Source organism: Hyphomonas sp. CACIAM 19H1 (assembly GCF_003325995.1).
GTDB lineage: Bacteria > Pseudomonadota > Alphaproteobacteria > Caulobacterales > Hyphomonadaceae > Hyphomonas > Hyphomonas polymorpha.
In genome coordinates this window covers 2,692,436-2,719,423 of record NZ_CP016437.1, presented here as the reverse complement: position 1 = coordinate 2,719,423, position 26,988 = coordinate 2,692,436, and the positions used below count along the sequence as shown (strand labels likewise).

At 60.1% G+C, this 26,988-nt stretch carries 19 protein-coding genes; 10 read left to right on the top strand and 9 right to left on the bottom strand.

Annotation, left to right across the window (positions count from 1 at the left end; all coding sequences use genetic code 11):
- Positions 1-58: 58 nt before the first annotated feature.
- Together BBF93_RS12515 and BBF93_RS12510 are read left to right on the top strand one after the other, a co-directional pair.
- Entirely contained in the window at positions 59-2,527 is a 2,469-nt protein-coding gene (locus BBF93_RS12515; protein ID WP_162786550.1) for a glycoside hydrolase family 3 C-terminal domain-containing protein, read from the top strand.
- Entirely contained in the window at positions 2,524-3,906 is a 1,383-nt protein-coding gene (locus BBF93_RS12510; RefSeq protein ID WP_114106135.1) for an MFS transporter, read from the top strand. The genes BBF93_RS12515 and BBF93_RS12510 overlap by 4 nt, the downstream gene beginning before the upstream one ends.
- 107 nt (positions 3,907-4,013) lie before the next feature.
- On the opposite strand, the gene BBF93_RS12505 is transcribed toward BBF93_RS12510, so the two are convergent.
- The 3 genes from BBF93_RS12505 to BBF93_RS12495 form a co-directional block, all read right to left on the bottom strand.
- Complete coding sequence (locus BBF93_RS12505; RefSeq protein ID WP_114106134.1) at positions 4,014-5,489, bottom strand: amidohydrolase family protein; 1,476 nt, start codon at positions 5,487-5,489, stop codon at positions 4,014-4,016.
- Positions 5,490-5,571: 82 nt separating this feature from the next.
- Entirely contained in the window at positions 5,572-7,116 is a 1,545-nt protein-coding gene (locus BBF93_RS12500) for an amidohydrolase family protein (RefSeq protein ID WP_233349118.1), read from the bottom strand.
- A gap of 65 nt (positions 7,117-7,181) precedes the next feature.
- The gene (locus BBF93_RS12495; RefSeq protein ID WP_114106133.1) at positions 7,182-10,559 is read right to left on the bottom strand and encodes a TonB-dependent receptor domain-containing protein; all 3,378 of its coding nucleotides are present in this window, start codon (positions 10,557-10,559) and stop codon (positions 7,182-7,184) included.
- Positions 10,560-10,908: 349 nt separating this feature from the next.
- Here BBF93_RS12495 and BBF93_RS12490 point away from each other — a divergent pair, with 349 nt between their 5' ends.
- From BBF93_RS12490 to BBF93_RS12475, 4 genes are all read left to right on the top strand, one after another.
- Positions 10,909-11,520 carry an RNA polymerase sigma factor gene (locus tag BBF93_RS12490; RefSeq protein WP_084324222.1) on the top strand — a complete coding sequence of 204 codons (612 nt, stop codon included), beginning with the start codon at positions 10,909-10,911 and terminating at the stop codon, positions 11,518-11,520.
- Positions 11,486-12,472, top strand: coding sequence for a FecR domain-containing protein (locus BBF93_RS12485; RefSeq protein WP_114106132.1), 987 nt, complete (start codon positions 11,486-11,488; stop codon positions 12,470-12,472). The genes BBF93_RS12490 and BBF93_RS12485 overlap by 35 nt, the downstream gene beginning before the upstream one ends.
- A 246-nt stretch (positions 12,473-12,718) precedes the next feature.
- Positions 12,719-14,374, top strand: coding sequence for an acetolactate synthase large subunit (locus BBF93_RS12480; protein ID WP_114106131.1), 1,656 nt, complete (start codon positions 12,719-12,721; stop codon positions 14,372-14,374).
- Positions 14,375-14,417: 43 nt separating this feature from the next.
- On the top strand, positions 14,418-15,800 hold the full coding sequence (locus tag BBF93_RS12475; RefSeq protein WP_114106130.1) for an aldehyde dehydrogenase family protein: 1,383 nt from the start codon (positions 14,418-14,420) through the stop codon (positions 15,798-15,800).
- Between the two features lie 97 nt (positions 15,801-15,897).
- On the opposite strand, the gene BBF93_RS12470 is transcribed toward BBF93_RS12475, so the two are convergent.
- Complete coding sequence (locus BBF93_RS12470) at positions 15,898-16,947, bottom strand: AI-2E family transporter (RefSeq protein WP_035596530.1); 1,050 nt, start codon at positions 16,945-16,947, stop codon at positions 15,898-15,900.
- A 313-nt stretch (positions 16,948-17,260) separates the two neighbouring features.
- Between BBF93_RS12470 and BBF93_RS12465 the strand changes: the two genes are divergently transcribed.
- From BBF93_RS12465 to BBF93_RS12450, 4 genes are read left to right on the top strand one after another with little or no spacing between them, the layout of a single operon-like run.
- On the top strand, positions 17,261-19,405 hold the full coding sequence (locus BBF93_RS12465; protein WP_114106129.1) for a TonB-dependent siderophore receptor: 2,145 nt from the start codon (positions 17,261-17,263) through the stop codon (positions 19,403-19,405).
- Between the two features lie 10 nt (positions 19,406-19,415).
- Positions 19,416-20,135 (top strand): ABC transporter ATP-binding protein, encoded by a 720-nt coding sequence (locus BBF93_RS12460; RefSeq protein ID WP_114106128.1) that lies wholly within the window; start codon positions 19,416-19,418, stop codon positions 20,133-20,135.
- Positions 20,132-21,568 carry a DUF3526 domain-containing protein gene (locus BBF93_RS12455; RefSeq protein ID WP_114106127.1) on the top strand — a complete coding sequence of 479 codons (1,437 nt, stop codon included), beginning with the start codon at positions 20,132-20,134 and terminating at the stop codon, positions 21,566-21,568. The genes BBF93_RS12460 and BBF93_RS12455 overlap by 4 nt, the downstream gene beginning before the upstream one ends.
- Positions 21,565-22,851, top strand: a complete 1,287-nt coding sequence (locus BBF93_RS12450; RefSeq protein ID WP_233349117.1) for a DUF3526 domain-containing protein — start codon at positions 21,565-21,567, stop codon at positions 22,849-22,851. The genes BBF93_RS12455 and BBF93_RS12450 overlap by 4 nt, the downstream gene beginning before the upstream one ends.
- Before the next feature lie 150 nt (positions 22,852-23,001).
- Here the strand turns inward: BBF93_RS12450 and BBF93_RS12445 are convergent, their stop codons facing one another.
- The 5 genes from BBF93_RS12445 to BBF93_RS12425 form a co-directional block, all read right to left on the bottom strand.
- On the bottom strand, positions 23,002-23,331 hold the full coding sequence (locus BBF93_RS12445) for a hypothetical protein (RefSeq protein WP_114106126.1): 330 nt from the start codon (positions 23,329-23,331) through the stop codon (positions 23,002-23,004).
- Between the two features lie 104 nt (positions 23,332-23,435).
- Positions 23,436-24,647: an acetate/propionate family kinase gene (locus BBF93_RS12440; RefSeq protein WP_114106125.1), complete on the bottom strand. Its 1,212-nt coding sequence runs from the start codon at positions 24,645-24,647 to the stop codon at positions 23,436-23,438.
- Entirely contained in the window at positions 24,644-25,591 is a 948-nt protein-coding gene (locus BBF93_RS12435) for a bifunctional enoyl-CoA hydratase/phosphate acetyltransferase (RefSeq protein ID WP_114106124.1), read from the bottom strand. The genes BBF93_RS12440 and BBF93_RS12435 overlap by 4 nt, the downstream gene beginning before the upstream one ends.
- A gap of 221 nt (positions 25,592-25,812) precedes the next feature.
- The gene (locus tag BBF93_RS12430; protein ID WP_114106123.1) at positions 25,813-26,316 is read right to left on the bottom strand and encodes a tellurite resistance TerB family protein; all 504 of its coding nucleotides are present in this window, start codon (positions 26,314-26,316) and stop codon (positions 25,813-25,815) included.
- 30 nt (positions 26,317-26,346) lie between these two features.
- On the bottom strand, positions 26,347-26,913 hold the full coding sequence (locus BBF93_RS12425) for a hypothetical protein (protein WP_114106122.1): 567 nt from the start codon (positions 26,911-26,913) through the stop codon (positions 26,347-26,349).
- Between the last annotated feature and the right edge of the window lie 75 nt (positions 26,914-26,988).

The following is a 26,988-nucleotide window of genomic DNA, read 5'->3' as shown; positions in this document are numbered from 1 at the left end:
AACTTTCCATATGGAAAGCAACGTTGTCATATGGAAAAAACCTGCCTGGGAGGCGACAATGGCATCACAAGCACCGGAACTTGACGCACGGATCAAGGCACTGTTGGGCGAGATGACGGTGGAAGAGAAGGTTTCGCTGATGGCGGGCCGCGACTTCTGGACCCTGCCGGCCATTGAGCGTTTGGGTATTCCCAGCCTGCGTGTATCCGACGGCCCCACGGGCCTGCGTTCGGTCAACTCAGAGGCGGCAACGGTATTTCCCGTGGGGGTCGCGCTCGCGGCCACCTGGAACGAAACGCTGATCGGAGAAGTTGGGGCCGCCATCGGGCGCGAGGCAATTGCGCATGATGTGGACGTCCTGCTTGCGCCTGCCGTGAACATCCAGCGCACGCCGCTGGGGGGGCGTAACTTCGAAACCTATTCGGAAGATCCGCGCCTGGCCGCAGAAATCGCCACCGCCTATGTCGCCGGCGTTCAGTCCGAAGGGGTCGGCACATCGCTGAAGCATTATGCTGCCAACAACCAGGAACACGAACGCATGAGCGGAAGCTCCGATATGTCGGAACGCACGCTGCGGGAAATTTATCTTGCTGTTTATGAGCCTGTCATCCGCCGCGCCAATCCGTGGACGGTCATGGGCGCTTACAACAAGGTGAACGGTGTTTTTGCCTGCGAAAATTCTTTCCTGCTTGAAGACGTGCTCAAGGGGGAGTGGGGTTATGATGGCGTGGTGGTTTCCGACTGGGGCGCCACGAAAACCACGGCTGACGCTGCCAACAGCGGACTCGATCTGGAAATGCCCGGCCCCGCGCGTCATTTCGGCGCCAAGCTCGTGGACGCTGTGCGCAATGGGGAAGTCAGCGAAGCGGTCATCGACGATCATGCCGGCCGGCTGCTGCGTCTTATCATTCGCTGCGGCCTTCTCGATGGGAATCCGAAATCCACCAGAGGCGAGCTGGCCAGCGACCGTCACCGCGCGTGCGCACGCGATGCGGCGCGTCAGTCAATGGTGCTCCTGAAGAATGAGGGCGGCTTGCTGCCCGTTTCGCCGGATGTGAAGCGTCTGGCCATTATCGGCCAGCCTGCCTACATGCCCGCCATTCAGGGCGGTGGCAGCTCGCAGGTCAGCCCGGACAGGATCGTCAGCCCGCTGGAAGGTCTCAAGGCCGCACTTGGCGACAGGGTGGAGATCGTCTTCGAACGAGGTCTCGATCACGAACCGGCGCCGCCGCAGATAGATTGGCGTCTTCTGTCGCCGGACGAAACGTTTACCCGTCATGGTCTTGTGGCGCGCTATTATGCAAAGCCTGATTTCGCGGGGCAGGTGGCGCATGAGGAAATCGACTGGCATTTCTCCAAGCTCGGCTTCGGTGGCAAAGTGCAGACAGAGGACGATCTTTCCTTCTCTGTCGAATGGTCAGGCTATTTCCGGCCGGAACAGGATGGCGACTATGATTTCGTCATTTCCCATTCCAATGATGATGTGGAGCTCAGCATCGGCAACGAGGTCTTGGTCGGCGAGGGCACGCCTTCCGAGCGCGAACTTCTGTTCATGATCCTGCCGCTCAACCGCCGCGAAGCGCGCATGCGCCTCCAGGCAGGCCGAACCTATCCCATTCGCCTGCGGTATTCTCAGCCGACCGAAAGGGCCATCCGCGCCTTCAACATCTTCAATGTCTCCATGCGCGCGCCTGCGCCCAGCCGGGAGACAGCCCTTCGCGCCGCAAAAGAGGCGGACATGGTCCTCCTTTTCGTCGGTTCCGGAACAACGGACGAAACCGAGGGGAAGGACCGGCGCAGCATGAAGCTGTCTGCCGGGCAGGATGATCTTGTCCGTGATGTGCTCGCCGCCAATCCAAAGACAGCCGTCATCGTCAATACCGGCGCGCCGGTGGAAATGCCCTGGGCGGGTGAGGTTCCGGCTATCCTGCAGATGTGGTTGCCAGGAGGCGAGGGCGGCTCAGCCCTTGAAGATCTGCTCTCGGGTAAGGTGTCTCCTTCGGGAAAACTCCCTGTCACGTTCCCCCATCGGTATGAAGATAATCCCACTTATCCTTTCTATCCGGGCCACAAGTCCGCCGAGTATGGCGAGGGAATTTTCGTCGGTTATCGTTATTACGACAAGGCCGGCCGGGACGTCTTGTTTCCGTTCGGGCACGGACTGACCTATTCCCAGTTCGAGATCGCCAATCTTCAGGCAAAGGCGGCGACCTCCGGTCCCGCAGTCGAGCTCACGCTGGACCTGACCAATACAGGTTCGGCGGAGGCGGCAGAAACTGTCCAGATATATCTGGAAGACCGGGCCACCCAGGAAGCGATGCCTCTGCGCCAGCTGCGCGCCTTCCGCAAGGTCGCGCTGAAGCCGGGCGAAACAGCCCGCATTGCCTTCTCGCTTGGCCGTGAGGATTTTGCCTGGTTCGACATGCATGGCGGCGCCTGGACGATCACTCCGGGCAGCTACATTGCCCATGCCGGATTTTCTTCGCGTGATCTGCGCGCTCATGCTGGTTTTGAGATCGTGTCATGACTGAGGCCAGCGCGGCGCAAAAAGCCAGGCAGGTTCCCCTGAAGGCTCGCATTGGCTTCGGTGTAGGGGATTTTGGCTTCCTGCTCGTTTGGCAGGGAACGGCCATGTTCCTGATGTATTTCTATACCGATGTGCTGGGCATTTCCCCAGCCATTGCCGGTATGATCTATATGATCGCCATGATCTGGGACGCGGTGACCGATCCAGTCTTCGCGGCCTTGGCGGACCGCACCCGGTCACGATTTGGGATGTACCGGCCCTGGCTGCTTTTTGGCGCTGTGCCCTTCGGTATTGCCTATCCGCTTGCCTTCTCCGGCCCCGGCAGTCTGCCCATAGATCCGGTGATGTGGGCGCTCGTTACGCACATTCTTCTGCGTACGGCCTATACGGTCGTTTCCATGCCCTTCAACTCTTTGCAGGCGCGCCTCACAAGCGATGGCGGAGAACGTTCAGTCCTTGCAGGCTTCCGTATGGTGGGCGCGGCAACGGGCGGCCTAGCAGTGGTATTTCTTACCCCGGTCATCGTACAGGTCTTTGGCGAGGGGCGCGAAGCGCAGGCATATTTTGTCTCTGCCTGTATCAGCGGCGGATTGGCCACGCTGGCATTGCTCTACTGCTTCTTCTCGATGCGCGAGCCCGAAGCGGTACCCACCCGGTCGGAAAGCCTGCTCGGCGACCTCAAATCCATCTTCCCGATGTTCCTGGCAAACCCGCCGCTCATCCGGGTTTTCAGCATCATCGTTCTGGGGTCGGTTTGCCTCGGCATGTTCGGCAAGAATATGCTCTATCATTTCAAATACGATCTCCAGCGCCCGGAGTTGACGGTCATCGCGCTCGTTTTGCCGGCAATCCTTCTGGTGCTGACTGTGCCGTTCTGGGTCTGGATATCAAAACTCAGTTCCAAGCGCTTCTCGCTGGCGCTTGGCACATTCGTGTCGCTTGCCGGATATCTGCTATTCTTCGTCAACTTTCAGAACTGGCTATGGCTCACTTTCAGCTCGATCCTCGTCATCGGGGCCGGTTCATCGTCTCTCGCCGTCATGTTCTGGGCCATGCTTCCGGATACGGTCGAGTACGGAGAGGTCAAAACAGGGGTGCGCGCCGAGGCCAAAACCTTCGGTTTCGCCACCTTTGCCCAGAAAGCCGCCACCGGCATCAATGCCGTACTGCTTGGCGCTCTGCTCGGTGTTGCCGGATTTCAGGCAAATGCGGCGCTGTCTCCTGAAACACTGCTTGGCATGAAGGCCATCATGGCGCTCATCCCTGCGGCCGGCGCCGTCGGCATCCTGCTTATTCTGCGCGGATACACGCTCGACCATGCCCGCCACCGAGAGCTTGTTGCACAGCTTGAGGCGCGCCGCGCGGCCGCCGCCGGTTAGGACCGGTATAGAAGGAAGCCATCATCTGATGGAGTGGCCTTCTCGGTGTCTGGCGTGCGGGCGGGCGCGAACAGCGGGGACTAAGTTCGCATCCGCCCGACCGCGCCTCACAGGAGATTAATTCTGCTCGCGCGTTCGAGCACATTCGTCCTGGAGGCCGCCGCGTCGGCTGCGAGCGAGGTCTGGCTGAACTTCAGGAGCTTTCCGCCAGACTTCAGGGTCTTGCCGGCGACGAGCACAGTGTCGACATCGGCTTGAGTCGCACTGGTCACGACCCTGTCGGCGAGCGATCCGAGTTTGCTGAAACCCAGGCGGTCCGTTTTAAGCAGAACAAGATCTGCGCGCTTTCCCTTCTCGACGGTGCCGAGTTCATCCCCGAAGCCGATCGCGCGGGCGCCTGAACGCGTGGCAAAATCCAACACATCGAACGTGTCCAGGGTCTTGGCCAGGTTTGCTCCGCGATCAGACCGGAACAGGTTCCAGTAGGCGCTCCGGACATGCTCGAAATAATCATGGGTCAGCGCGATGGAGACGTCGATACCGATGGATACGTTGACGCCCGCTTCGTGTGCGCGGCCATGAATGGACGGCTTCGCATAGGGAAATTCGCCCATCACGGTTGAGCAAACACCCGAACCCGCATCACGCAGAAAGACGAGTTCTTCGTCCGTGACATCAACGCCATGGGAAATCAGGTAATCCGGCCCGAGGAGACCAGCTTCGTGCAGGTCGCCCACTCCGCGCAGGATGGGGGGCTCCACGCCCGGACGCTGGTTCATATGCTGGGTCAAGGTGCGTGCGGACAGGGATCGCGCGCGCTGGAACTCAAGAGCTGCCTGCTCGACGGTCTGTGTACCAACGGACCCAGACAACCCGATACCGAAATGCAGAACCTTGTCCTTTCCGCCGAAGTAAAGATCCCGGATTTTTTCGGCGGTCGCCCAGTGCCGTTCATCAGGTGGCTGGTTGCGGTCCGCCAGGGCTTTCTCGCGGGTATAGGTATCGCCTACGGTGTAGTAGGGGCCGTTGCGCATCTGGTAGCAAAAGACGCCGGCCACGCCCGAGGCCATCAGGCCACGTGCGGCCGCCTGTTCCATTGCATCACCATTGGCGGCATGCATCTGGTCGATCACTGAGGTGACACCAGAATCCAGGCAGGCCAGGCCGCCCATTAATTGCGCGATAAACATATCCTCCGGCTCATAAGCCAGAGCGTAGATCATGTTTGTGGTACGGTCGTACTCGGCGTACCGCCTTGAAATTTTCGGGAGGGCTCCGTTCAGCAGGGTTTGCCAGACATGACGGTGCCCATCAATCATGCCCGGCATGAGGATCATACCTCTGGCACTGATGACTGTTGCTCCATCAGCCGGGAGGCCTTTTCCGATTTCCTTGATGTTGCCGTTTTCGATCAGGACATCGGTATTCATATACTCAGCATCAGGATCAGACATCGAGAGTATATCGGCGCCCCTGATAAGGGTCCGATTGGCAGAAGTTGCGCCGACGGTAGCGCAGCCAGCCACGGAAACCGCAGATGTTGACGCGGCGAGCTTGAGGAAGTCTTTTCGGGTAAGTTTCATATGCCGTCAGCCTTCAGGTGGCCAATCCGGTTTGCCGCAATCGCGCTTGCGGACACAGCAAACCGGACCGGGAAAGGAGGAATCAGACGAAATTGATGCTGGCGGCCAGCGGACCGTAGCGATCCTGAGCTGCATAGACTTTCTGCATGATCTCTTTCAGGTCGACCCCGACCATTTCGCCATTGCGCTTGCGTGCCTTGCCGGCGATCCACACGCTGTCAATGTCTTCGCGTGCAGCGAAGGTGACCACGCGGTCCGCCAACGTACCGAGACGGCCAAAGCCCGGACGATCTGTCTTCAGAAGAACAAAATCCGCGCGCTTTCCTGTTTCGATGCTGCCGACGACCTTATCGAGCCGAACGGCTTTTGCGCCGGTATTGGTGGCAAAATCCAGCGCGTCATAGGATTTGTAGGAATTGGCGATTTTTACGCCCGCAGGCTCCAGATAGAGGTTCCAGAAACCGGCGCGGACATGTTCGAAGTAATCATGCGTCAGAGCGAGTGATACGTCGATCCCGATGCCGGCGGCTACCCCGGCGGCACGGGCGCGGCCGTGGCAGGAGGGCCCGCGGAAAGCTGCTGTCATATAGGGAAATTCGCCCATGGCAGTGGCGCAGACCATACCCCCGGTCTCCCGAAGAACCCGGAATTCGTCATCCGTCAGACGGTTGGCGTGAGAGATGTGGTAGTCCGGGCCCAGCAAGCCAGCATCTGCAAGATCCAGCATGCCGGAGTCACGATAGCCCATGTAACCGGCGGGGTGTGGGGTCGCCGGTTTGTGAATATGTGCAGCCAGAATCTGTAGGTCGTAGCTGCGGGCGCGCTCCCATTCCTCCTTGATCAGAGCAATCTCGTTGCCCATCCCTGAAGCCGGGCAAAGGCCGAACTGGAGCAGGGCGTCCGGGTCGTTGAATACTTCCTTGTGCAGAGTGTCCGCAATTGCCCAATGTGCTTCGGTGGTTGTCGCAATCCGTTCGGAATCGGCGCGCGCAAGGTCTACCGTGTCGCCGGGCTTGTAGGAGGAAGAAACGCCCAGCTGGAAAGCAAAGAACCCGCCAATGCCCGAATCCTGCAGGCCTTTGGCGGCCGCAATCGCCATCTCCTGGTTGATCTGGCCATGGGCATAGTCGAGCATCGTGGTGACGCCGGAATCAATCGCCAGAAGGCCACCGATGAGGCCCGAGATATACATCTCGTCTGCATTCATGCTGACGATGGTGCGCATTTTCCATTGTTGGTATTTGGAGTATTCACCGGGGTGAAACTTGGTGAGCCTTCCAGCTTCCATGCATTCCCAGACGTGACGGTGACCGTCCACCATGCCGGGCATAAGGATCATGCCGCCCGCATCAATGACTTCAGCATCTGCGGCAACCAGGCCCTTGCCGATGGCGGTGATCTTGCCACCCTCGACGAGAACGTCGGTCGCTGTAAACTCTTCGCGCTGAGCATTCATGGTGAGAATATCAGCGTTCCTGATCAGAAGTTTGCCGGAGGAAGATGGGGCGGCCGTGGTGGTTGGCGCTGCTGCAGCGGCGGTCTGGGAAGTGGCGCAGGCACTGAGCCCTGCGGTTGCCACCAGCGCTGTTGAAAGGTTGAGAAAGTCCTTGCGGGTAATTTTGCTCATCTTGGGAAATCCTAGTTGATATGGGGTGCCAGCCTCTCGCTGAGAGGCTGGCTGGAGGGGTCGGTTCAGAAGGTTTTTTGGAGGCGGGCATACCAGTAGCGGCCATAGGGCTGGTACAGATTGCCGAGGTATCCGTTCGTGGAGAGCGGAGGCGCTTCGTCGGTCAGGTTTCGCACCCCAAGGCGAACGGAGCTTTCGCCGCCAAACGGGTCTTCGAAACCATATTCGCCCCAAAGGCCGAAGGTGAGCTGGTCAGAAACCTCCCACGGTTCGCTTGCTGCATTGACCACGTTATACTGGTAGACTTCACCCGTGTAGCTGGCTGTGAGACCTGCCGCGAGGCCCTCACGTCGCCAGTTGAGACCGGCATTCCATTTGAGTTCGGGGCTGCCGCTGGATTGCAGCAGGCTGGCCGCGCCCCCCACGTTTGCACCGGCGTTGATTTCGTTCGCGTCCTGAGCATCCAGCATTTCCTGCTGAACGGCAGATGGATTCTGGAAGTAATCAGTAAGCACACTTATATTCGCGTAAGCGTTGATCCTTCCGAGGAAGCTTTCGGGCGCTTCGTAGGTCAATCCAATATCGTAGCCTTCGATCGTCCGGGAATCGAGGTTGTCATAGCTGGTGACAACATAGAGAATCTCGCCAATCGGCGCGAGGCCCGTGCCCTGAACAAAGGCAATGTCGGCGGGGGTGGGCGCCGCGCGCACGACGTTCGGATTGGAAGATCCGCGGACGCGCAGAAGGTAGTCGAGTGTAAGCGCGTTTTCTGCGCTCAGGGCCCCCACCTTGTTTTCCTGATCGATCTTCCAGTTGTCGTAGGTGAATGTGAAATGGCCGAATTTTTCAGGAATGAAATTCGAGTCGATCACCAATCCGTAGGAGAGGCTTTCGGACTCCTCCGGTTTCAGGTTCGCGTTACCGGTTGTCTGCACCTGCACCTGCGGACGTTGGGAGCACAGACCCCAGGCCGCGATGCGGCCGGCGCGCAGGTCCGCTTCGCAGAGCACATCGTCGAGACGGGTCTGCGAGGTCGGACGGTCAACAGGAACAAGCTGCTGAAGGGTTGGCGCAACAAAGCCTTGCTGCCAGGATGATCTCAGACGAAGCCCGTCAAACACATCCCAGGATCCGGCGACCTTCGGCTTAGCAACGCTGCCCACATCGCTATAGTCTTCATACCGTCCGGCAAACTGCAGGTCGATCGCGCGAGCCAGGGGGATGTTCATTTCCGGCGAGATGATCGGCACAGCCAGTTCGGCGAATGCCGAATAAACCGTGCGGTTGCCCCTGACATCCCAGGCCGCGGAAGCGCCGAGCGTATCGCTGGGATAGGTAATACCGGTTACTGTGTCGTAGTAATTGGTCGTGAAATCGCCGGTGGAGTCGCGGTCATCTTCGGAGGTTTCCCAACGAACTTCGACGCCGGCCGCAACGCCAAGACCGCCGGCGGGCAAATTGAGGATATCCCCGCGGGAAAGTTTGAAGTCCACAAGACCCAAAGAAGCGCGGCCATACCGGCGGGCATCAATCAGGAAGGAACTGAGATCTGTGCTCAGCGTTGTGTCAGCAAGATTTGGGTTGGCGACATTGCCGCCATTGAAGGGATTGTAGGCGGCTGGCGTTGTTCCGGTAAGGGACGCATGCCACAGCGAGTTTTGAACATTGGTGGCGATGTCTTCTGCCGACGAGTCTGAATAGAGACCCGCAGTTTCCCAGTTCCAGCCGGCCGTCTCACCTTTCAGCCCCAGTAGCAGCCGGTGCTGTTTGCTCTCCACCTGAGCAAGACGCCCGCCGACATCTGCCAGAAGATAACTCAGTACCGTGATATCCACGCCTTCAGCGGGAATATCCAGCCCGTCGATACGGTTGGGCGATCCGACCGGTCCGAAGGGGTTATAGTAGCTGTCAGCAGGAATGGTGATCGGTGTGTGGGCCAGCGGGCCGACAGCCGTCGTCATCGACTCGGATTTGGCATAGTAGATGCCGGCCTCGGCGAAGATTTCCATATTGTTGGGGAGTTCGTAGGTGAGGGTATTGAAGATATTGATCCGGTCAATCGACGGCGTGACCGTCATGCCGGGGATGGCGGCGGCAGAATCGAACCGCAGGTTACGGTCCGCGGCGCCGGTCACCACGCCATCGTCAATGCACAGACCATTTCCGAGTTGATACAGGCACCCTGCGTTGGTGACAGGCTGTATGTGGAACCTGCCCACGGAGTCGGTGATTGCAACGCCGTTCGCTCTGATGGCTGAGTTTGCCCCCAACACCTGAAAACCGCCCCAAGGCGAGGAGGTTCCCCGGGTGTCGAACGCCGTGTTGCCGGCGAAGCTGGTATTTGCGATCAGCGGGCGAAGATCCAGCGATGCAGTGAACTCCTGATCTGATGTATAGAGCTTTGTGTCGCCGCCATAGTTCAGATACGTAGTGAAGTTGCCTCGCCCGTCAGCGAAGTCGCTCCCCCAGAGAAGGTTTGCCTGAAATTGGCGGAGGTTTGTGCCTTCGGCGCCGCCATACTGCACCTGGGCTTTCAGCCCATTATAATTCGAGAGCAGAACATTGTTGACGACGCCTGCGATGGCATCTGATCCGTAAAGCGCAGCTGCGCCGTCCCGCAGGATTTCGAGACGCTGAAGCCCGAACACTGGTATTGCGTTGGCATTGTAGCTGGATTCCTGACGCCCCTGCGTCAATCCGTAGGGAACGGTCCGGCGGCCATTGAGCAGGAGGAGCGTGTAGCTTGAGCCCAGGCCCCGCAAATTGATCGAGGAGACATCGCCGCGCGCTGCGCCCTGGCTGCCGCCGCTCAGCGTCTGGGTGTTGAAAGATACATCACCTGCAATGGGAAGCGAGCGGAAAAGGTCTTCTCCCGAAGAAATGCCGAGCGAGGCGATCTCGTCTTCTCCCATCACCGTGACGGGCACAACTCCGGTAGGCCGCGCGCCAGCAATCTGGGAACCAACGATCACGACCTTGTCGAGCGTGTTCACCGCGTCTTCCACCGGCGCTTGCGGGACGATCTCCGGAGTTTGTTCCGCTGCGGGTGCCGAAGGGGCTGCTTGCGGCGCATTATCCGCCAGCTGAAAGCTGCTGACATGGATGGTTTGTGCGGGGGAGCGGAATTCGGAAAGATCCTGCCGTAGGCTGAATGTCTTTCCGTCCTCGGTTAGAACGACTTTCAGGTCCGTTCCTTCAAGCAGCTTTTCGAGCGCAATCTTGGTGTCCATCTTCCCTTTGATTTCGCGCGTCTTTTTGCCGCGAAGCCGATCAGCGGGAACAACAATCTGGACGCCGCTCTGGCGAGCGAAACTGGGAATTGTTTTGGTGGCATCCCCCTCCGGAAGATTGAACTCCCGGACTTCCGCATGCGCAACCAGAAGGGTGGACAGATATACGCCCATCCCCAATACGGTTGTATAGCGCAGGCCTCGTTTTTTCATTGCGGTCTCCAATTGATGCTCGTCATCTCTCTTGTGAGGCAGGCAAGCACAGAGGAGTTGGCCTCACAGGACTGCAGTGTCCTGTGCGTTCATCCAGTATCCCCGCTGCGCCCCCGGTGTCCCCGTTGGCTGCAACGCGTTCTGATCGTTTCACCCCTCATACGGAAAGCCTGCGCACCTCTTCAGGGAGGAGCTTTTCTCCAGCTTTCATGGGGACAGATGCACTCTGACTGTATTTCCGCCACAAGTTTGGCGAATTTGTTATATTTTTTGCACCGGTGCTCTTTTTGGTCTTTCGGATTGACCAATCGTTTGTCGCGGCGCGGTCTTCTGGATACTGCTGGCGGCCATGCACACACCATCAGGAGAGTTTGTTGCTTGGTTGGCGCGGAGTATCATTCCGCATGAACCGGCATTGCGGAGCTGGCTTCAGAAGCGCGCACGGCTTGATAGAATCGGTTTGACTGCGGATGATATTATTCAGGAAACATATGCAAGGCTTACTCGGCTGGCCTCAATCGAGCACATACGCGACCCGAGGGCCTATGTTTTCAGAACTGCTTACTCAATTCTCCTTCAGGAGATCCGGCAAAACCGCGTGGTGTCTATTGAATCCATAGAATCCCTGGAGGAACTTGATCTTGTCTCTCAGGAGCCGTCACCGGACCGGGTTCTGGAAATGACGCAGGAGATGCGTATTCTGTCCAAGGCGATTAATTCGATGCCAAAGAAATGCCGCATCGTTTTTGTGCTGAGGAAAGTGCATGGATATTCCCAGCGCGAGATCGCTGAGCAGCTTGGAATATCCGAAAACACGGTAGAAACTCACCTCGCCCGAGGTGTAAAGAAGCTAATGGACTTTTATCAGAGTAGCGGAATAGAACCACCTGCTGCATCTGATAGATTGAATTCTGGCGAAATAAGAAATGGAAAACGACGGGAAGTACGGGGACATCGATGAGGAGGCCGCTCGTTGGGCGGCCCGAATTGATCGTGGGCCGTTAAACCAGACCGAAGAGAGGGCGCTTGATCGCTGGCTCAGCGGGAACAGTCGTCATCAAGGGGCGCTCGTCCGCGCCCAAGCCCTGTTGGTGCCTTGCGAGAGCGTTGACAGGTATATTTCGCCAGACGTGGTGTCCACGCGCTCGCCGCGAGCGAAGTCTCCTTGGCTGACAGGTCTCGCCGGATTGGCGGCGGCGTTTGTATTCGCCTTCATGCTTCTTCAATCGCCCTCAGCCGATGACGCGGCATTCCAAACCGCCCGGGGAGAGGTGCGGCGTGTGCCTCTGGAAGACGGGTCGGTCATGACGCTGAATACGGCGAGCAAGGCGGATGTGGATTTCCGGAACGGACAGCGCAGTATCCACCTGATTTCCGGCGAGGGATTTTTTGAAGTTGCGCATGATGCAGCGCGGCCCTTTGTTGTCTCTGCGGATGATTACACGGTCAAAGCGATCGGCACGGCGTTTGTAGTGCGTAAGCCGACGGAGCACTCCCTGCTGGTGGTGGTGCAGGAGGGGATCGTCGAAATCGGCCGGAAGAATGGCGATCCGCTGAGGCTCGAGGCGGGAGCCATGGCTGAAGTCAACCTCAGGGATTTGGCACCGCGTATAACGACCCTCGACGGCGAGCAGTTGACCCAGGAACTTGCCTGGCGCGAAGGAAAGATTGCCCTGACGGGTGAGACGCTGGAGGCCGCGGCGGCGGCCTTTAATCGGTATAATAACATTGCGATAGAAGTGACCCCCGAGGTGGCCCAGCGCGAAGTGGTGGGGTGGTACTCCGCCAACGATCCGGTCGGGTTCGCGAAGGTTGTTGCCGAAACGATGGATGTGGATATCGAGATTACGGCCCACGGCATCATTCTGAAGCCGCTTGCGTGTAGTGAGCCGTGTAAAGATGATCGTTTCTGAAAAGCTGGGTGACATAGATCCCGCTTGAATGCGGCCGATTTCCCCGAAGATCGGCCCATGCATTGCCGCCTTTGAGGACAGCAGCCGGCGACGTCCGGTCGGGGAGCATTGCGGTGCTTTCACGGGCCGCCCCTATGCACGCCTTCGCAAATACCCCATCATAAAACCGGCCACAACGGATCGATTGCCGCTTTCGTGTATTAGGGTTCGTGGACCCTCAAAACAAACAGCAGGAGAATTCAAGCAATGCCCAAGGGATCGGACCTGTTTGTCGCCGCGCTCGAGAATGAAGGCGTGGAGCGTATCTTCGGCGTGCCGGGCGAGGAGAACCTCGACTTTCTGGAATCGCTACGAACCTCCAGTATCAAACTCGTGCTGACCCGGCATGAGCAGGCCGCAGCCTTCATGGCCGCCACGCATGGGCGGCTGACGGGAAGGCCCGGGGTCTGCCTCGCAACGTTGGGTCCCGGCGCACTTAATCTGTCGACCGGCGCTGCTTATGCTCATCTCGGCGCCATGCCGATGATCCTCATCACGGGCCAAAAACCGGTGATGAGTGCCAAGCAGGCCCGTTTCCAGATCGTTGACATTGTTGCCTCGATGAAACCGCTGACGAAGATGACCCGCCAGATCGTCAGCGCAGCGAGTATTCCTGCAACCGTCCGGGAAGCTTTCCGCGTTGCGATGGAGGACCGGCCCGGCCCCGTGCACCTTGAGCTGCCTGAGGATGTTGCGTCCCAGGAGACTGAAGATGCTTCGGTCATTCCCGTCCATACGGCGGAGCGAGCCATTGCCCCCCTGGCGGCGCTTGAAAAAGCTGCGGAAATGATCATCGCCGCAAGGTCCCCGATTGTGATGATCGGCGCAGCGGGCAACCGGCCTTCACTTGTGCAGCCACTATCGGATTTTGTCCGGCGAGCCCGGCTGCCCTTCTTCAACACGCAAATGGGCAAAGGGGCCGTCACCGGCGGCTCCAACCTTTACATGGGTACAGCGGCGCTCTCGGAGGGCGATTATGTGCATGAAGCTGTCGAGCGCGCCGACCTGATCGTCGCAATCGGTCACGACACGGTGGAGAAACCGCCCTTCCTGATGAAAAGCGCAGGAGGACCGAAGGTCATCCATATCAGTTACCAGCCAGCGGTCATTGAACAGGTCTATCATCCCGATTTCGAGGTGGTCGGCGATATTGGCGCTTCTGCCAAAGCGCTCGGTGAACTGCTCGAAGGGCGGACCGCCTCCAATGAGGCCATGCTGGAACTGCGCCTGAAAATACTGGAGCGCCTCAACGACCGCGCCGAGGAGGATCGCTTTCCGGTCACGCCCCAGCGCATCGTTCATGATGTCCGCAAGGTGATGCCGGAAGACGGGATCGTCTGCCTCGACAACGGCATGTACAAGATCTGGTTTGCGCGCAACTACCGCACCCATGTTGCCAACACGCTGCTTCTGGACAACGCGCTCGCTTCGATGGGCGCGGGTCTGCCTTCGGCCATGATGGCGGCCATGCTTCATCCTGATCGCCGCGTCATGGCGATCTGCGGGGATGGCGGTTTCATGATGAACTCGCAGGAGATGGAGACCGCGGTGCGTCTTGGGCTCAACCTCGTCGTGCTCATTCTCAACGACAGCGCCTACGGGATGATCCGGTGGAAGCAGGCGGTCGATGGGTTTCCGGATTTCGGCATGAGCTTCGGCAATCCCGATTTCGTCACCTACGCGCAGGCCTATGGCGCAAAGGGTTCGCGGGTGACCGCAGTGGAAGACCTCGTGCCAACGCTCGAAGCCGCTTTCGCCGGCGGCGGGGTCCATCTGGTCGATGTCCCGATCGACTATTCCGAGAACACCCGGGTCCTCGTTGACGAGTTGCGCAATCGCATCCCTAGCGTGGATTGCAGGTGAGGGCATGTCGCGTCACGAGCCAGAAGATGCAAGGAAACCAAGAATGCTGAAGGTCCATCAAGCCTTCGACCGCGCACAGATTGCGGAGGTCGAGACCGACGATGCGGCCGCACTGGAGCGCAAGCTGCAAGCTGCCGAGCGCGTTTTTAAGGATCGCGGCGGCTGGCTCCAGCCTCATCAGCGCATTGCGGTGCTCCGCAAGCTGGCGACGTTGATGGAAGGTAAGCGCGACGCCTTCGCCATGCAGATTGCGCGGGAAGGCGGCAAGCCTCTGCCCGATGCCATTATCGAAACCAGCCGCGCCATCGATGGTGTTCATAACGCGGCCGACGAATTGCGCAATTTTACCGGCCGTGAAATCCCGATGGGGCTGTCGGCGGCGGCGGAAAACCGATGGGCCTTCACCACGAAGGAACCGATCGGCGTCGTCGCGGCGATCTCCGCCTTCAATCATCCGCTGAACCTGATCGTCCATCAGGTCGCCCCCGCCATCGCGGTCGGCTGCCCCGTCATCATCAAGCCGGCTGCTACAACGCCCTTGTCCTGTGTCGACTTTGTGGCCCTGGTTCACGAGGCGGGTTTGCCGGAGCCCTGGTGCCAGACCTTCATCACGGATGACAATGAACTGGCCGAAAGACTTGCCACGGACCAGCGCGTCGCCTTCCTCAGTTTTATCGGCTCGGCAAAGGTCGGCTGGTATTTGCACAGCAAGCTGGCTCCTGGCACGCGTTCTGCCCTTGAGCATGGCGGCGCAGCGCCTGCCATCGTCGACCGCAGCGCCGATCTGGGCAAGGTCATCGAGCCTATTGTGAAGGGGGGCTACTACCATGCCGGGCAGGTTTGCGTTTCGACGCAGCGCATATTCGTGCACAGCGATATCGCCAGCGAATTTACGCGAAGGCTGGTTGCCCGTGTCGAAAAACTGCGCACCGCCGATCCCTCCCTGGATAACACCGAGGTCGGACCATTGATCCTGCCGCGCGAAGCTGACCGTGTGGGACAGTGGATTGACGAGGCCGTCAGGGGCGGAGCCATGCTGGCGACCGGCGGCAGGCGCCTGTCAGAGACTATGCTTGAACCTGCGGTGCTGGTTGACCCCTCCGCCGACGCGACAGTCTCCACGCAGGAGGTGTTCGGTCCTGTGGTCGCGGTGTATCGCTATGGCGATCTCGATGAAGCGATCATGCGGTCAAATTCCCTGCCGACTGCCTTTCAGGCGAGCATTTTCGCCCAGGATATAGATGTCGCGATGCGCGCGGCGAACCGCCTCGACGCCTCTGCTGTGATGATCAATGATCCCACTGCCTTCCGGACTGACTGGATGCCTTTCGCGGGGCGAAAAACGTCCGGGTACGGCACCGGAGGTATTCCCTACACTATGCGTGACATGACCGAGGAGAAGATGATCCTGCTGCGCAGAAGCTGAACCGAGCGGTCACCGCAGGAGCATAACGCCCGCGGTCGCTGCTGCGTTCCGCAGGTGCTTCGTGAATGGCGAGAACTTCCTGTCTCCGGATGAGAGGTTACTGTCCCGGATAGGACGCTTGCTTGCCAAGCGTGTCCTGCACATAGAGCTTTACGATGAATACCGAGAGCACCACCAGCAGGGGAGTCGCGAGCAGAACGCCGAGCATACCGAACAGCATTCCGAAACAGAGAATGGAAATCAGGATGAGCGCCGGGGAAACGGCAGCGGCCTTCTCCTGAATCAGCGGATAAATAAGGGCTGATTCAAGCTGGGAGACGACGACATAGGCCAGCGCCACCCACAGCGCTGTCATCGGGCTGACCGTGAAGGCGAGGAGGATGCCGGGAACAGAAGAAATCAGTGGGCCGACAGTTGGAACAAATTGCGAGAGGCCGGCGATCAGGGCCAGGCCGATAAAGGCGGGCACGCCGAATGCCCATAGAATAATTCCCATCAGCACGGCGATGACAACCATATCGATCGTGATGCCCAGCAGCCATTTCTTCAGGGCCCGGGCAGAGGCGTCGAGCGCCTCGCCGACTTTTTCATCCGTTCCGGCCGGCAGGAGCAGAAGCACCCCGCGGCGAACGGAGGCTGCAGAGCGCGTCAGGAAGCCTGCGATAAAGAGCACCAGAAGGGCCGAAGTAAGCCCGGAAGCCAGGGGAAGAGCATAACCGCCGGCATTGCTGACAACACCTGAAAGGGCGCCTGGCGACGCGCCTGAACCAACCGCTTCGACCTCCGCAACCAGGGCGGTGCCGACGGTATTACCCTGCATCATTTCCTTGATGCGTGTCCAAGCCTCCGGAAGGCGGCTGAAGACATCGGACACCTCGCCGGCGATCTGTGATCCGAAAATCCAGAACACTCCTCCAAGGCCACTCACCAGGATCAGCGCTGCGCCTGCCACCGCACCGGGCCTTGGCAGTGGGAAAAGGCGCATGAGGGCATCGGCGATGCCGTGAATCGCAGTGGCGATCAGGACCGCGAGGAAGATGAGAAGGATCGCGTCGCGGATCACCCACAGGGCCATGGCCAAACCAAGCACCATGAAGAAAAGGAGGAGGCGCAATGTGAAGGCCTTGAGATTTCCCGTTCCTGGCATCGCCGGGCCTCTCCTGCGTGCTTTGACTGAGTAATAGGTTGATCAAGCCGATCCTGTTCAGGAACGATGCTCCTCAGAACGCCTCGGCGTCCCCATTGTTCCTGCCTTGGCCCATTTCCTTCAGCCCGTCAGCGCTCCGAAAGGGTGAGGGATAACGGCCAGATGCGGGCGGGGTGCCTGCCGGACGCGTATCTGCCCCTGCGGCGCATAGCCTGGATTGACAGCGCAAGGCACCGAAGTAAGAGCGTTATATGATAACATAATACTCGCATCCAACCGTCCAGGTTTTGTCTCGAATTGAGGGTTCTTCACTATGTTCAGGTTTTCCGTCTGCTCGCTTCTGACGGCGGTTTCTTCCTTTGCCCTAGCCGCATCCCCGGCGCTCGCGGAGACCGAAACAGAAGAGGAGGCGATGCGCCAGGAGACGGTGGTCGTTCTGGGGGCCCGCCAGGCCTATCGTGGGGATTTCGACACACTGGAGATCCCGCAAGCCGACCAGCTGATCGGCGAAGACGTGCTGCGCAATGCCGGGGCGATTGACCTCACTCAGGCGCTGGATCTGTCTGCCTCTGTCGCGCGGCAGAATAATTTTGGCGGCCTGTGGAATAGTTTTGCCGTGCGCGGTTTTATCGGCGATCAGAACCTGCCCAGCAATTACCTCGTCAATGGGTTCAATGCCGGGCGCGGCTTTGGCGGCCCGCGCGACCTGTCGGGCGTCGAAAGCGTCGAAGTGCTCAAGGGGCCGCGTGCTGCCCTGTTCGGCCGGGGCGAACCCGGCGGCACCGTGAACCTGGTTACCAAGCGCCCCACCTTTGAAACTGCCGGGCAAGCGCGCGCTTCGGCGGCCAGCTTCGACACATGGCGTGTGGATGGCGACTGGACGGCGCCGCTGTCTGATATGGCGGCCATCCGGCTCGTCGGTTTCTATGAGGACGCCGGCAGTTTCCGCGACACGGTGGAGACACTCAAATACGGCGCGACCCCGTCTGTGGCGCTGCGGCTGACGGATCGCACCCTGCTGACCTATGAGCTTGAGTACAGCCGCCAAGAAATCCCTTTTGATCGCGGCGTTGTCGCCGTCGAGGGTGAATTGGGGCGCATTCCCGAAAGCCGCTTTCTGGGCGAGCCGGGTGACGGCCCGCTGGAGGCAGATGTGCTCGGTCACCAGTTGGAGCTGCAGCATGATCTGAGCGATGATTGGAGCGTGATGCTGGGGGCGAACTGGCGGGATACGGCGCTTGAGGGCTTCTCCACCGAGCCGGAACTGACTGCTGCGCGCCAGCGCCTGATGGTTGATGGCGAAACCCTGACCCGCCAGCGGCGCTATCGCAGCTATGACGCGAACTATTATGTCGTCCGGGGCGAAGTCAGCGGACGGGTGACAACCGGCCCGGTCAGCCACCGCTTGCTGATGGGGGTTGATACCGACCGGTTCGAGAATGATCAGGTGTTCGGCAGGGCGCGTGCTCCGGTTTTGAGTTCCAATCCGACGCTCGCGCAGCTCCAGGCCATCAACATCTTCAATCCGGTTTATGGTCAGTACCCGCTGCCGGTGCCGGGACCGCTGACCGACCGGGTCGAGACGCAGGAGGCCACGGGTGTTTTCATCCAGGACCAGATCGCCCTGACAGACCGGCTCGAGGTGCGGGTGGGCCTGCGCTATGATGATTATTCGCAGACGCTTGAAAACCGCCTTTCCAATAGCGTCAGCACACAATCTTTCAGCCGGACCAGCCCACAATTCGGTATTGTCTACAGTGCGAGCGACGCAATCTCGCTCTATGCGGTGTACGGAGAAAACTTCCGGCCGCTCTCTGGTTCTGATTTTGCCGGAAATCCTTTTGACCCCAACAAGTCCAAATCAATCGAGGGAGGCATCAAGTTCCTTCTGGCGGGGGACGATCTTGTCGGGACGGTGAGCGTTTTCCAGATCGAACAGGATAACATCCTCGTTTCCGATCCGGCCAATGCAGGCTTCTCGATTGCGGGCGGCGAGGCCGAGAGCAAGGGGCTGGAGATCGATCTCCAGGGGCGCCTGACACAGACGCTGTCGGTCTGGATGTCATATGCCTATGTTGATGCTTCCCTGCAGAATGATGTGCTCGATCCGGATTTTGCCTTGCCGGTGGAGGCGGGTTCGCGGCTTCTAAACGTGCCTGAACATGCCTTCAGTCTTCAGGTTACCCAAGAGGCTGAGCTTGCCGGGCGGCCGCTGAATTTTGGGGGCGGGCTGGTTTATGTAGGCGAGCGCCTTGGCGAAATTGGCACAAATTTCGAGCTGCCGGATTATACGCTGCTGCGCGCTTTCGCGGCATACGACCTGACCCCCAGCCTGACCTTGCGGGCAGAGGTCGACAATCTGACGGACGAGACCTGGTATGCGAACTCGTATTCGCAGCTCTGGGTGCAGCCCGGTACGCCGCGCAGCTTCCGGGTTTCTGCCGCTTACCGTTTCTAAGGAGAACGTCATGACGTTGGTGCTTGAAGCTGAAAAGCTGTGTGTGGAGCGATCCGGAAAGCGCGTGCTGCAGGATATCTCGTTTGATGTCCGCGCCGGTGAGGCCTTTGCCTTGCTCGGTGGCAACGGGGCAGGCAAGTCGACCACGCTTCTCACATTGCTCGGCTTCCTCGCGCCAGCCGCCGGCGCTGTTCGTGTGAACGGCCGCGCGGTGCAGGATGATGTGGCGGCTGCGCGCGCGGCAATCGCCTATCTCCCGGAAGCCGCCGCCCTTTACGGACATTTGAGCGCGCGCGAGAACCTGCGCTACTTCCTGTCGCTCGCCGGCGCGCCGTCCAGCGCGGAAGCGATAGAGACCGCGCTGGACGGCGTGTCGCTTGAAACCGCCGCGCGGGCAAACCGGCTGAGCGAATATTCAAAGGGTATGCGCCAGAAAGTGGCCATTGCGCTGGCTCTGCTTCGGGAGGCACCGATCCTGCTCCTGGATGAACCGACTTCCGGTCTTGATCCTGTCGCGATTGATGAATTTCACGCGCTTGTGCGCCGTCTGGCCGGGGCGGGCAAATCCGTCCTGATGGTGACACATGACGTATACGGAGCGTGTCAGGTTGCACACCGGATTGCGCTCCTGCGGAAGGGCGAGCTGGTTGGCCGTTTCACGGCGCCGGAAAACGGCCGCATTGATACCGAGGTAGTCCATGCCGCCTTCGTGGGGCGGCAAGCCGCATGAGGCATATTCTGGCAATTGCCGCCGACGAATGGCGGTTCTGGATTCGCTCCCGGCTCGCCCTTGCCGGGCTGCTCGTGATGGCCGTGCTGCTTGTTGTGACGAGCTTCGTCACGGCAGCCCGGGTCAGCCATGAGCGCGACGTGCGGCTGGAGCATCAGCAGGCCGCCGAAGAGCGTTTCCTCGTCCAGCCTGACCGCCATCCGCACCGGATGGTGCATTACGGCCATTATGTTCACCGTATTCCGGGACCGCTCGCCATTCTCGACCCCGGTGTGGACCGGGTGACCGGCCAGTCTATTTTTCTGGAAGGCCACCGGCAGAACTCGGCCATGTTCGCCGAGGCGCGCGGGGGCGCGTCCCTTGGCCGGCTGGCGGATCTGACACCGGCGTTGGTCTACCAGCTTTTTGCGCCGCTACTGCTGATCGTGCTCGGCCATTCGCTGATTGTGCGCGAGCGCGAAAGCGCAACGCTCGCGCCGCTCCTCGCGCAAGGGCTCAGCCCCGGCGTGCTGATTGCCGGGAAGGCGGCGGCGCTTGGCAGCGTCATACTCGTGATGCTGTTGCCCATCTGCGGATTGTCAGCCTTCGCTGCCGCGCAGGGTGAGGCTTTGCTTTCAGGCCTTGTCGTCACGGGCACCTATGCGCTCTATCTCGGTCTCTGGGGCGCGGCGGCGTTGCTTGTGTCCGCGCTGGTAAATCAACGTGGTATGGCCCTCGGCATCCTGTTTGCCGTCTGGCTGTTGGCAGCGATCATAATGCCGCGCGCCGCCGTCAATATTGCCGGCATGGTGGAACCGGTGCCGGGAAAGATCGAGACAGACCTCGCGCTCGCCATCGACATGCGCGACGTGGGGGATGGGCATAATGCCGGCGCGTCGGCTTACGATACGTTGAGAGCAAACCTTCTCTCGGAACATAATGCCGAGCGGATCGAAGACCTTCCGGTGAATTTCCGCGGGATGGTGGCGCTCTATTCGGAAGAGCGGTTGACGCGACTGCTGAATGAATATGCCGAAGCGCAAATGGCGCGGGAGCAGGCTCAGGCGCAGGTCATCGGATCGTTTGGTTGGGCCTCACCTCTCATCGCCGCCAGTTCCGCGTCCCGGATACTGTCGGGCACAGATCTCGGCACGCATCACCGTTTCCTCAGGGAGGCGGAGACTATCCGCTACGAATTTGTGCAAGGCCTGAACCGCGCCCACGCCCATGATCTGTCCTATACGGACGATATCAACCGTAATCGCGATGTAGAGGTTTTTGACCGGGCAAGAATAAGTGCCGGCAACTGGCAGGTGCTGGATAGGTTCCGCTTTCACCCGGCGCCAGCCGGAGAGCGGCTGCTTCAGGCTACCCCGTTTCTGGTCATGCTGGCACTCTGGTTTGCGGGATTGGTAGCGGCGCTCGCCTATGCCGCCGGGAGGCTGAGACCGTGAATTTCAAAACATCTTTTCTTCGCGAAGCCTGGTTCCTGTCAAAAGACAGGGCAGCGATGATCTGGCTCAGCCTTGCCTTGCTTATTTCTGCTTTCTCGGTCGTGACGGGTATTGCTGAAGTGCGGGCCCAGCGCCAGACGATTGAGCGATTGCTGGAGGCTGACCGGGCCGACCGTGAAGCCTCCCTGGCTGATCAGTCGGACTGGGGCGGGGCGGCATATTACGCCTTTCACCTCACCTATGATCCGCCATCGGAGCTGGCTTTCGCGGCGCTCGGTCAGCGCGACGTTGCATCCTGGAAGCACCGCGTCCGCATGTTGGCGCTTGAAGGCCAGATCCATGAGGCCGATCCGCAGCATCCGGACGCTGCCCTGATCGGCCGGGTGGACTTTGCGTTCGTGGCGGCCTTCCTCGCGCCTCTGTTTGTCATTCTGATGCTATATGATCTGAGGGCTGCCGAGCGCACTGCCGGCCGGTACGAACTGCTGTCAGCGACGGCACGCCGGGACGCAGCGCCTTGGCGGATGCGGGCCGGTGTCAGGATCGCTTGCTTGGCGGCGTGCTTGCTCATTCCATTCCTTATCGGCGCAGTTCTGGAGCAAGCCAGCGGCATGGCCATAGTCGGCGCCGGGCTCGCCGTGCTTCTGCACCTGGCTTTCTGGGGCCTGCTCACCTCTTTCGTTGGCCGGCTGGCGATGCCGTCAGCAACTATTCTTACCGCGATGGCGGGCACCTGGCTGCTGCTGGCCGTGCTCGTTCCGGCGTCAGGCCGGGTTCTTGTCGAGCGCGCGATCCCCGTGCCCGCCGGCGCCGACATCATGATGGTTCAGCGCGAGTCGGTAAACGATGGCTGGGATCGCCCGCGAGAAGCGACGATGAAGGCGTTTCTGGAGCGGCATCCGGAATGGTCTGCCTACAGCCAGATCGAGCAAGGTTTTGAATGGAAGTGGTATTATGCTTTCCAGCAGGTGGGTGATCAGACAGCGGAGGACCTATCCAGAGATTATGATGAAGGTCGCTACCAGCGCGACCGCGCTGCCTCGCTGATCTCGTGGCTTGCGCCGCCTGCGCTTATGGAGAGGACACTGCAATCCCTTGCTGGCACGGATGTCGCCGCAACGCTGGCGTATGAGCAATCTGTCCGAAACTTCCATGCAGAGCTGCGAGCCTTCTATTATCCGCGCCTTTTCCGCGAGGAGGATTATAGCCTGGATGCCGTCCGGGGATTACCAGCCTTCGAAGGGAAGCACGGCGCGAACGAAAGCGCTGCGGCTGACCTGTAGGGGCTGCGCATTCAGGAAGGAAGATCCCATAAACGGCACACGCGGGCATGGTGATCGGCGACACCGCGCAGGCACGAGGTGGCCGCGCGCTACTGTGCCTCGGCTGCGAGATGCGACTGCGCCAGAAGGCGATAGGGCGCGCGGGGCCGCTTATTTTCGGGTGCGGTCAAGGAGACGCGCCGCCTCGTCGGCATAATCGGTCACCGCTTCAATGGCGGCATTGCGCCAGATCTCCAGGAAATCCTTCGGCGAGCGGCAGGTTACGAAAGCTGAAAGCGCACTCGCATTCTTGCGGGCGCGTTCGACCCAGAACCGTGTCATTTCCATCTGAATCTCGCTCATCCGGCGGAAACTTTCCAGGGTTGCTGGCGGGCTGGCGCCCGAACTGGCCATCGGCCATGCTGACATAAATGGATCGACAGCGGAAAATGCTTTCGATGTGGCCTTGACGTTTTCGGCTTGGGCGGATGCACGCGCCATGATGATGCACTCCTTCTTCCAGGTCAGGATTCCAGTTTGCCCCCCTTTTTCAATATGCGTGCAAAGGCCCAGTCAACCTATACGTAGTTGCCGCAATGACGCCTTCAGATTGACGATCCCGGGCAGGAAGATTCGTATACGGACAGACAGCCGAGAGCGATTTCCGATTCCTCATCTGCGGGCACGACAGCGACACTGACCGGTGCGTCTGGAGGTGACAGGAGGGGCGCGCCGGCCCTATTCGCTGCCGGATCGATAACGACGCCGGCCCATGACAGGCCGTCGGCAATGCCTGCCCGCACCCGGTGTGAATTTTCTCCAATGCCGGCTGTGAAAACGATGGCGTCCAGCCCGCCGAGCGCTGCGATCAGGGAGCCGCATTCCCGCACGATCCGATAGATAAAGAGGCTGATTGCTTCTTCGGCTTCCGGCGTCCCGCTCGCTTCGACCGTTCGCAAATCGCCTGACACGCCGGAGACGCCGAGTAATCCTGACTGCTTGCGCAGCATGATCGAGACGTCCTCCGGGCTCATCTGCCTTTCGCTCAGGAGATAAAGGATGGCGCCCGCATCAATGTCGCCCGCGCGCGTGCTCATGGGCACGCCGGAGATCGCGGAGAACCCCATGGAGGTGGCTATACTGCGGCCGTCCAATATCGCGCAAAGGCTGGCACCGCTGCCCAGGTGCAGGGCGAGTGTCCGGCGATGGGGACGATGGGGAAAAAGGTCCGGCAGCCGCCGCGCGATGTTGGCGTAAGACAGGCCATGATAGCCGTAGCGAATGATGCCCGTTTCGCTCAGGGCACGCGGGATTGCATAGAGTTGCGCAAGCCGCGGCTGCATCCTGTGGAAGGCTGTGTCGAAGGATAGCGTCTGGAACAGGTCAGGCCGCTTCGCAGCGACGGCGCGCACGGCGCTGAGATTGTGGGGCTGGTGATCCGGCGCAAGCGGGCACAATGTTTCGAGATGATCCAGCATGTCCGGCGTGGCGCGGCGCGAGTCCACAATGCCGGCCCCGCCCTGAACGACCCGGTGACCAAGCGCATGCACGGGCGCGCCCAGAGCGGCTTCTGTTGCCACCAGCAGGCGCGGCGCCAAAATTTTCTGGTCGAGGTTCGAGATATCGGCAGCAGCGAGAAATCGTTCGGCGGTTTCCGGATTTGACGATTTTGCCGACAACTGCGGCGCGGCGGGCAGTCCGGAGAGGTTGGCGCGCAACAACTCCACGCCGGCCCGGTTATTCCCCTTGAAGCTGTAAGCGGAAATCTTGATGCTGGAAGAGCCGGAGTTCAGCGTAGCAATAAGAACGCCGCTCATTTTGCCGCCTCAGACCAATGCAGGTATGCGGCTGCCAGCGCGCAGGAAGCCGCGCGCTCTTGCGCGCTGTCGGAGCGGCTGGTGAGGATGATGGGAACCTTTGCGCCCAGGACTAGTCCGGCTGCCGCCGCGCCTGCGAGATAGTCGAGTTGTTTGGCCAGCATATTGCCCGCCTCGATGGTCGGGACGATCAGGATATCGGCGGCACCCGCGACTGGGGAGACAAGACCTTTTGCCTCTGCAGATGCTTTCGAGATCGCCAGATCGAAGGCGAGCGGTCCATCGACGGGGCCACCTCTTATCTGCCCCCGGTCTGCCATTTTGCACAAGGCGGCAGCGTCTATCGTCGAAGGCATGTGCGGATCGACGACTTCGGTGGCGGACAGAATGGCCGTACGCGGTGGATCGATGCCAATGGCACGAGCAAGGTCGATGGCGTTCTGCACGATCCAGCGTTTTGTCATGAGGTCTGGCGCAATGTTGAGGCCGCCATCGGAAATCAGAAGCCATGTCGGCCAGGCGGGCGTTTCCATGACAAAGATATGGCTCATCCGCCGCTCGGTGCGCAGGCCGGCGCCGGCCGCAACGCAGGCCCCCATGAGTTCACTGGTGGAGAGTGCCCCCTTCATCAGTGCCGAAACATTTCCGGCTGCCGCGAGGCTCACAGCCTCTGCGGCGGCGGCGTGGCTGTGCGGCGTATTGATGGTTTCGATCCCCGAAAGGTCAATGCCTGCTGCTTTTGCAGCCTGCGTGATGCGAACGGCGGGCCCGATCAGGACGGGTTCGATCAGGCCCGCCTCGCGTCCGGCCATGGCGCCCGAAAGGGACAGGAGATCGACGGGATGAACGATCGCGGTCCGGATTCCCGGGCGTCCCACTTTGGCAATAAGGTCCGAGAAAGCGTTTTCGGGGTCACCCTTGTATTCAGAAACTTCTTTCAGCATTGTGTTCCCTTCCTACTGCTTCGGCATCCAGGGCCGGGCCGGTTTGACGCCTATGGCTCACTGCCTTGAGCGGTGACCGCCAGTACCGGTTGAATGCGACCACCTTCCCGCAGCAGCACGCAGAGCGCAACCGGAGCGCAGAAAGTTCCCTTCAGCCAAGGCCGAAAGCAGGGAGCCGGTCAGAGTGTGCGCCGTCCATGGACAGCGCCGACGCATCTCTTCTAGTAGCGGTTTTTGACCGACAGGATGTGAGCGGCCTGGCGCGCATCTTCCGGGGTGATGCTGAGATTTGCCAGGAGCGTTTCAAGATATTCGGCTTCTGCCGGGACCATGACACCGTCTGCCAGGCAGAGATCCAGGCAATGCAGAAAGACCGATAGGTGCATGTCGTGCGGAAGCGCCCGGCAGGCTTCCGCTTGCCATTCCGGACGGTCGGCCCGGCGCTTGAGAGCCGTCCGGTTGATAGCGGCGAGTTCGTTGGGATCAAGATTGCGCAGGACGCGCGAGCGATGCGCAAGGGCCATCAGTTCTTCTGATTCCTGCTGCGCCATACGGCCGTCTGCCAGCGCCGCCGACAGGACAAGGCAGAGAAAGGCTTCGGGAATGGTCCAGTCTGTCTGACGGTCCGGAAACTCCGATACCAGTTCCTTCAAGCTGAAAGCGGGCTTCACCTCGACTGTAACAGGGATGAACAGTTCGCCAGGGGTTTGGATCAGGTCTGTCATGGTTTGGGCTTCCTGTAGGGAGGTGGGCAATCAGTCCGGACGCGGAGCAACCGGAGCGGGCGGCCAGGCTTCAATCTGGGTCTTTATCTGCTGCAGGCGGTCGCGGCGGGCGCGCAGGGCGTTGACCGTCTGGTCCAGCCACTCGACTTGGGCCGGCAGTTCGGTGAGATGCTTGGGCGCGCCGGCCCGGCTGGGCTGGGCAAGAAGCGCTGCAATCTCTTCTTCGAGCCGGTCAGATTGCTGCTGCAGCGTCACGATGCTTTGAAAGGGCGCATAGCTGTCGATTTCTTTCTTCTGCTGCCGGATGGTTTCGGCTTGCGAATTGAGTTGCGTGTCCTTCGCCTTGATCTGCTCAGTCAGCTTTTTGATCTGAACTTCTGCCTGTTCGGCCGCGGCGGCGGCATTCTGCTTGACCATCGCCATCCCGAAGCCGGCCGCCACAACAACGCCGGTAAGGAAGACGACGGCAACAAACAGGCGCGCCCGGCCGCTTCTGGCCTTGCTGGCTTCTTCGGAAAGGGCGCGCATGTCTTCTTGGGTCGGCACAGGCTGGAAGACGAGTCCTTCGGTGCGGTCAGGGTCGTTTGTCGGCTGCATGGTTCAGATTTCCAGTAAGAGAGCGAGAGGGCGAATGGACTGCTTCTGGCGGGAGGAGGAAATGCCGGGCCGGAT

What these genes read in the sequence shown, in the direction of transcription:
- BBF93_RS12515 (WP_162786550.1), top strand. Translation starts at nt 59, where the DNA reads ATGGCATCACAAGCACCGGAACTTGACGCACGGATCAAGGCACTGTTG.
- BBF93_RS12510 (WP_114106135.1), top strand. Translation starts at nt 2,524, where the DNA reads ATGACTGAGGCCAGCGCGGCGCAAAAAGCCAGGCAGGTTCCCCTGAAG.
- BBF93_RS12505 (WP_114106134.1), bottom strand. Translation starts at nt 5,489, where the DNA reads ATGAAACTTACCCGAAAAGACTTCCTCAAGCTCGCCGCGTCAACATCT.
- BBF93_RS12500 (WP_233349118.1), bottom strand. Translation starts at nt 7,116, where the DNA reads ATGAGCAAAATTACCCGCAAGGACTTTCTCAACCTTTCAACAGCGCTG.
- BBF93_RS12495 (WP_114106133.1), bottom strand. Translation starts at nt 10,559, where the DNA reads ATGAAAAAACGAGGCCTGCGCTATACAACCGTATTGGGGATGGGCGTA.
- BBF93_RS12490 (WP_084324222.1), top strand. Translation starts at nt 10,909, where the DNA reads ATGCACACACCATCAGGAGAGTTTGTTGCTTGGTTGGCGCGGAGTATC.
- BBF93_RS12485 (WP_114106132.1), top strand. Translation starts at nt 11,486, where the DNA reads ATGGAAAACGACGGGAAGTACGGGGACATCGATGAGGAGGCCGCTCGT.
- BBF93_RS12480 (WP_114106131.1), top strand. Translation starts at nt 12,719, where the DNA reads ATGCCCAAGGGATCGGACCTGTTTGTCGCCGCGCTCGAGAATGAAGGC.
- BBF93_RS12475 (WP_114106130.1), top strand. Translation starts at nt 14,418, where the DNA reads ATGCTGAAGGTCCATCAAGCCTTCGACCGCGCACAGATTGCGGAGGTC.
- BBF93_RS12470 (WP_035596530.1), bottom strand. Translation starts at nt 16,947, where the DNA reads ATGCCAGGAACGGGAAATCTCAAGGCCTTCACATTGCGCCTCCTCCTT.
- BBF93_RS12465 (WP_114106129.1), top strand. Translation starts at nt 17,261, where the DNA reads ATGTTCAGGTTTTCCGTCTGCTCGCTTCTGACGGCGGTTTCTTCCTTT.
- BBF93_RS12460 (WP_114106128.1), top strand. Translation starts at nt 19,416, where the DNA reads ATGACGTTGGTGCTTGAAGCTGAAAAGCTGTGTGTGGAGCGATCCGGA.
- BBF93_RS12455 (WP_114106127.1), top strand. Translation starts at nt 20,132, where the DNA reads ATGAGGCATATTCTGGCAATTGCCGCCGACGAATGGCGGTTCTGGATT.
- BBF93_RS12445 (WP_114106126.1), bottom strand. Translation starts at nt 23,331, where the DNA reads ATGGCGCGTGCATCCGCCCAAGCCGAAAACGTCAAGGCCACATCGAAA.
- BBF93_RS12440 (WP_114106125.1), bottom strand. Translation starts at nt 24,647, where the DNA reads ATGAGCGGCGTTCTTATTGCTACGCTGAACTCCGGCTCTTCCAGCATC.
- BBF93_RS12435 (WP_114106124.1), bottom strand. Translation starts at nt 25,591, where the DNA reads ATGCTGAAAGAAGTTTCTGAATACAAGGGTGACCCCGAAAACGCTTTC.
- BBF93_RS12430 (WP_114106123.1), bottom strand. Translation starts at nt 26,316, where the DNA reads ATGACAGACCTGATCCAAACCCCTGGCGAACTGTTCATCCCTGTTACA.
- BBF93_RS12425 (WP_114106122.1), bottom strand. Translation starts at nt 26,913, where the DNA reads ATGCAGCCGACAAACGACCCTGACCGCACCGAAGGACTCGTCTTCCAG.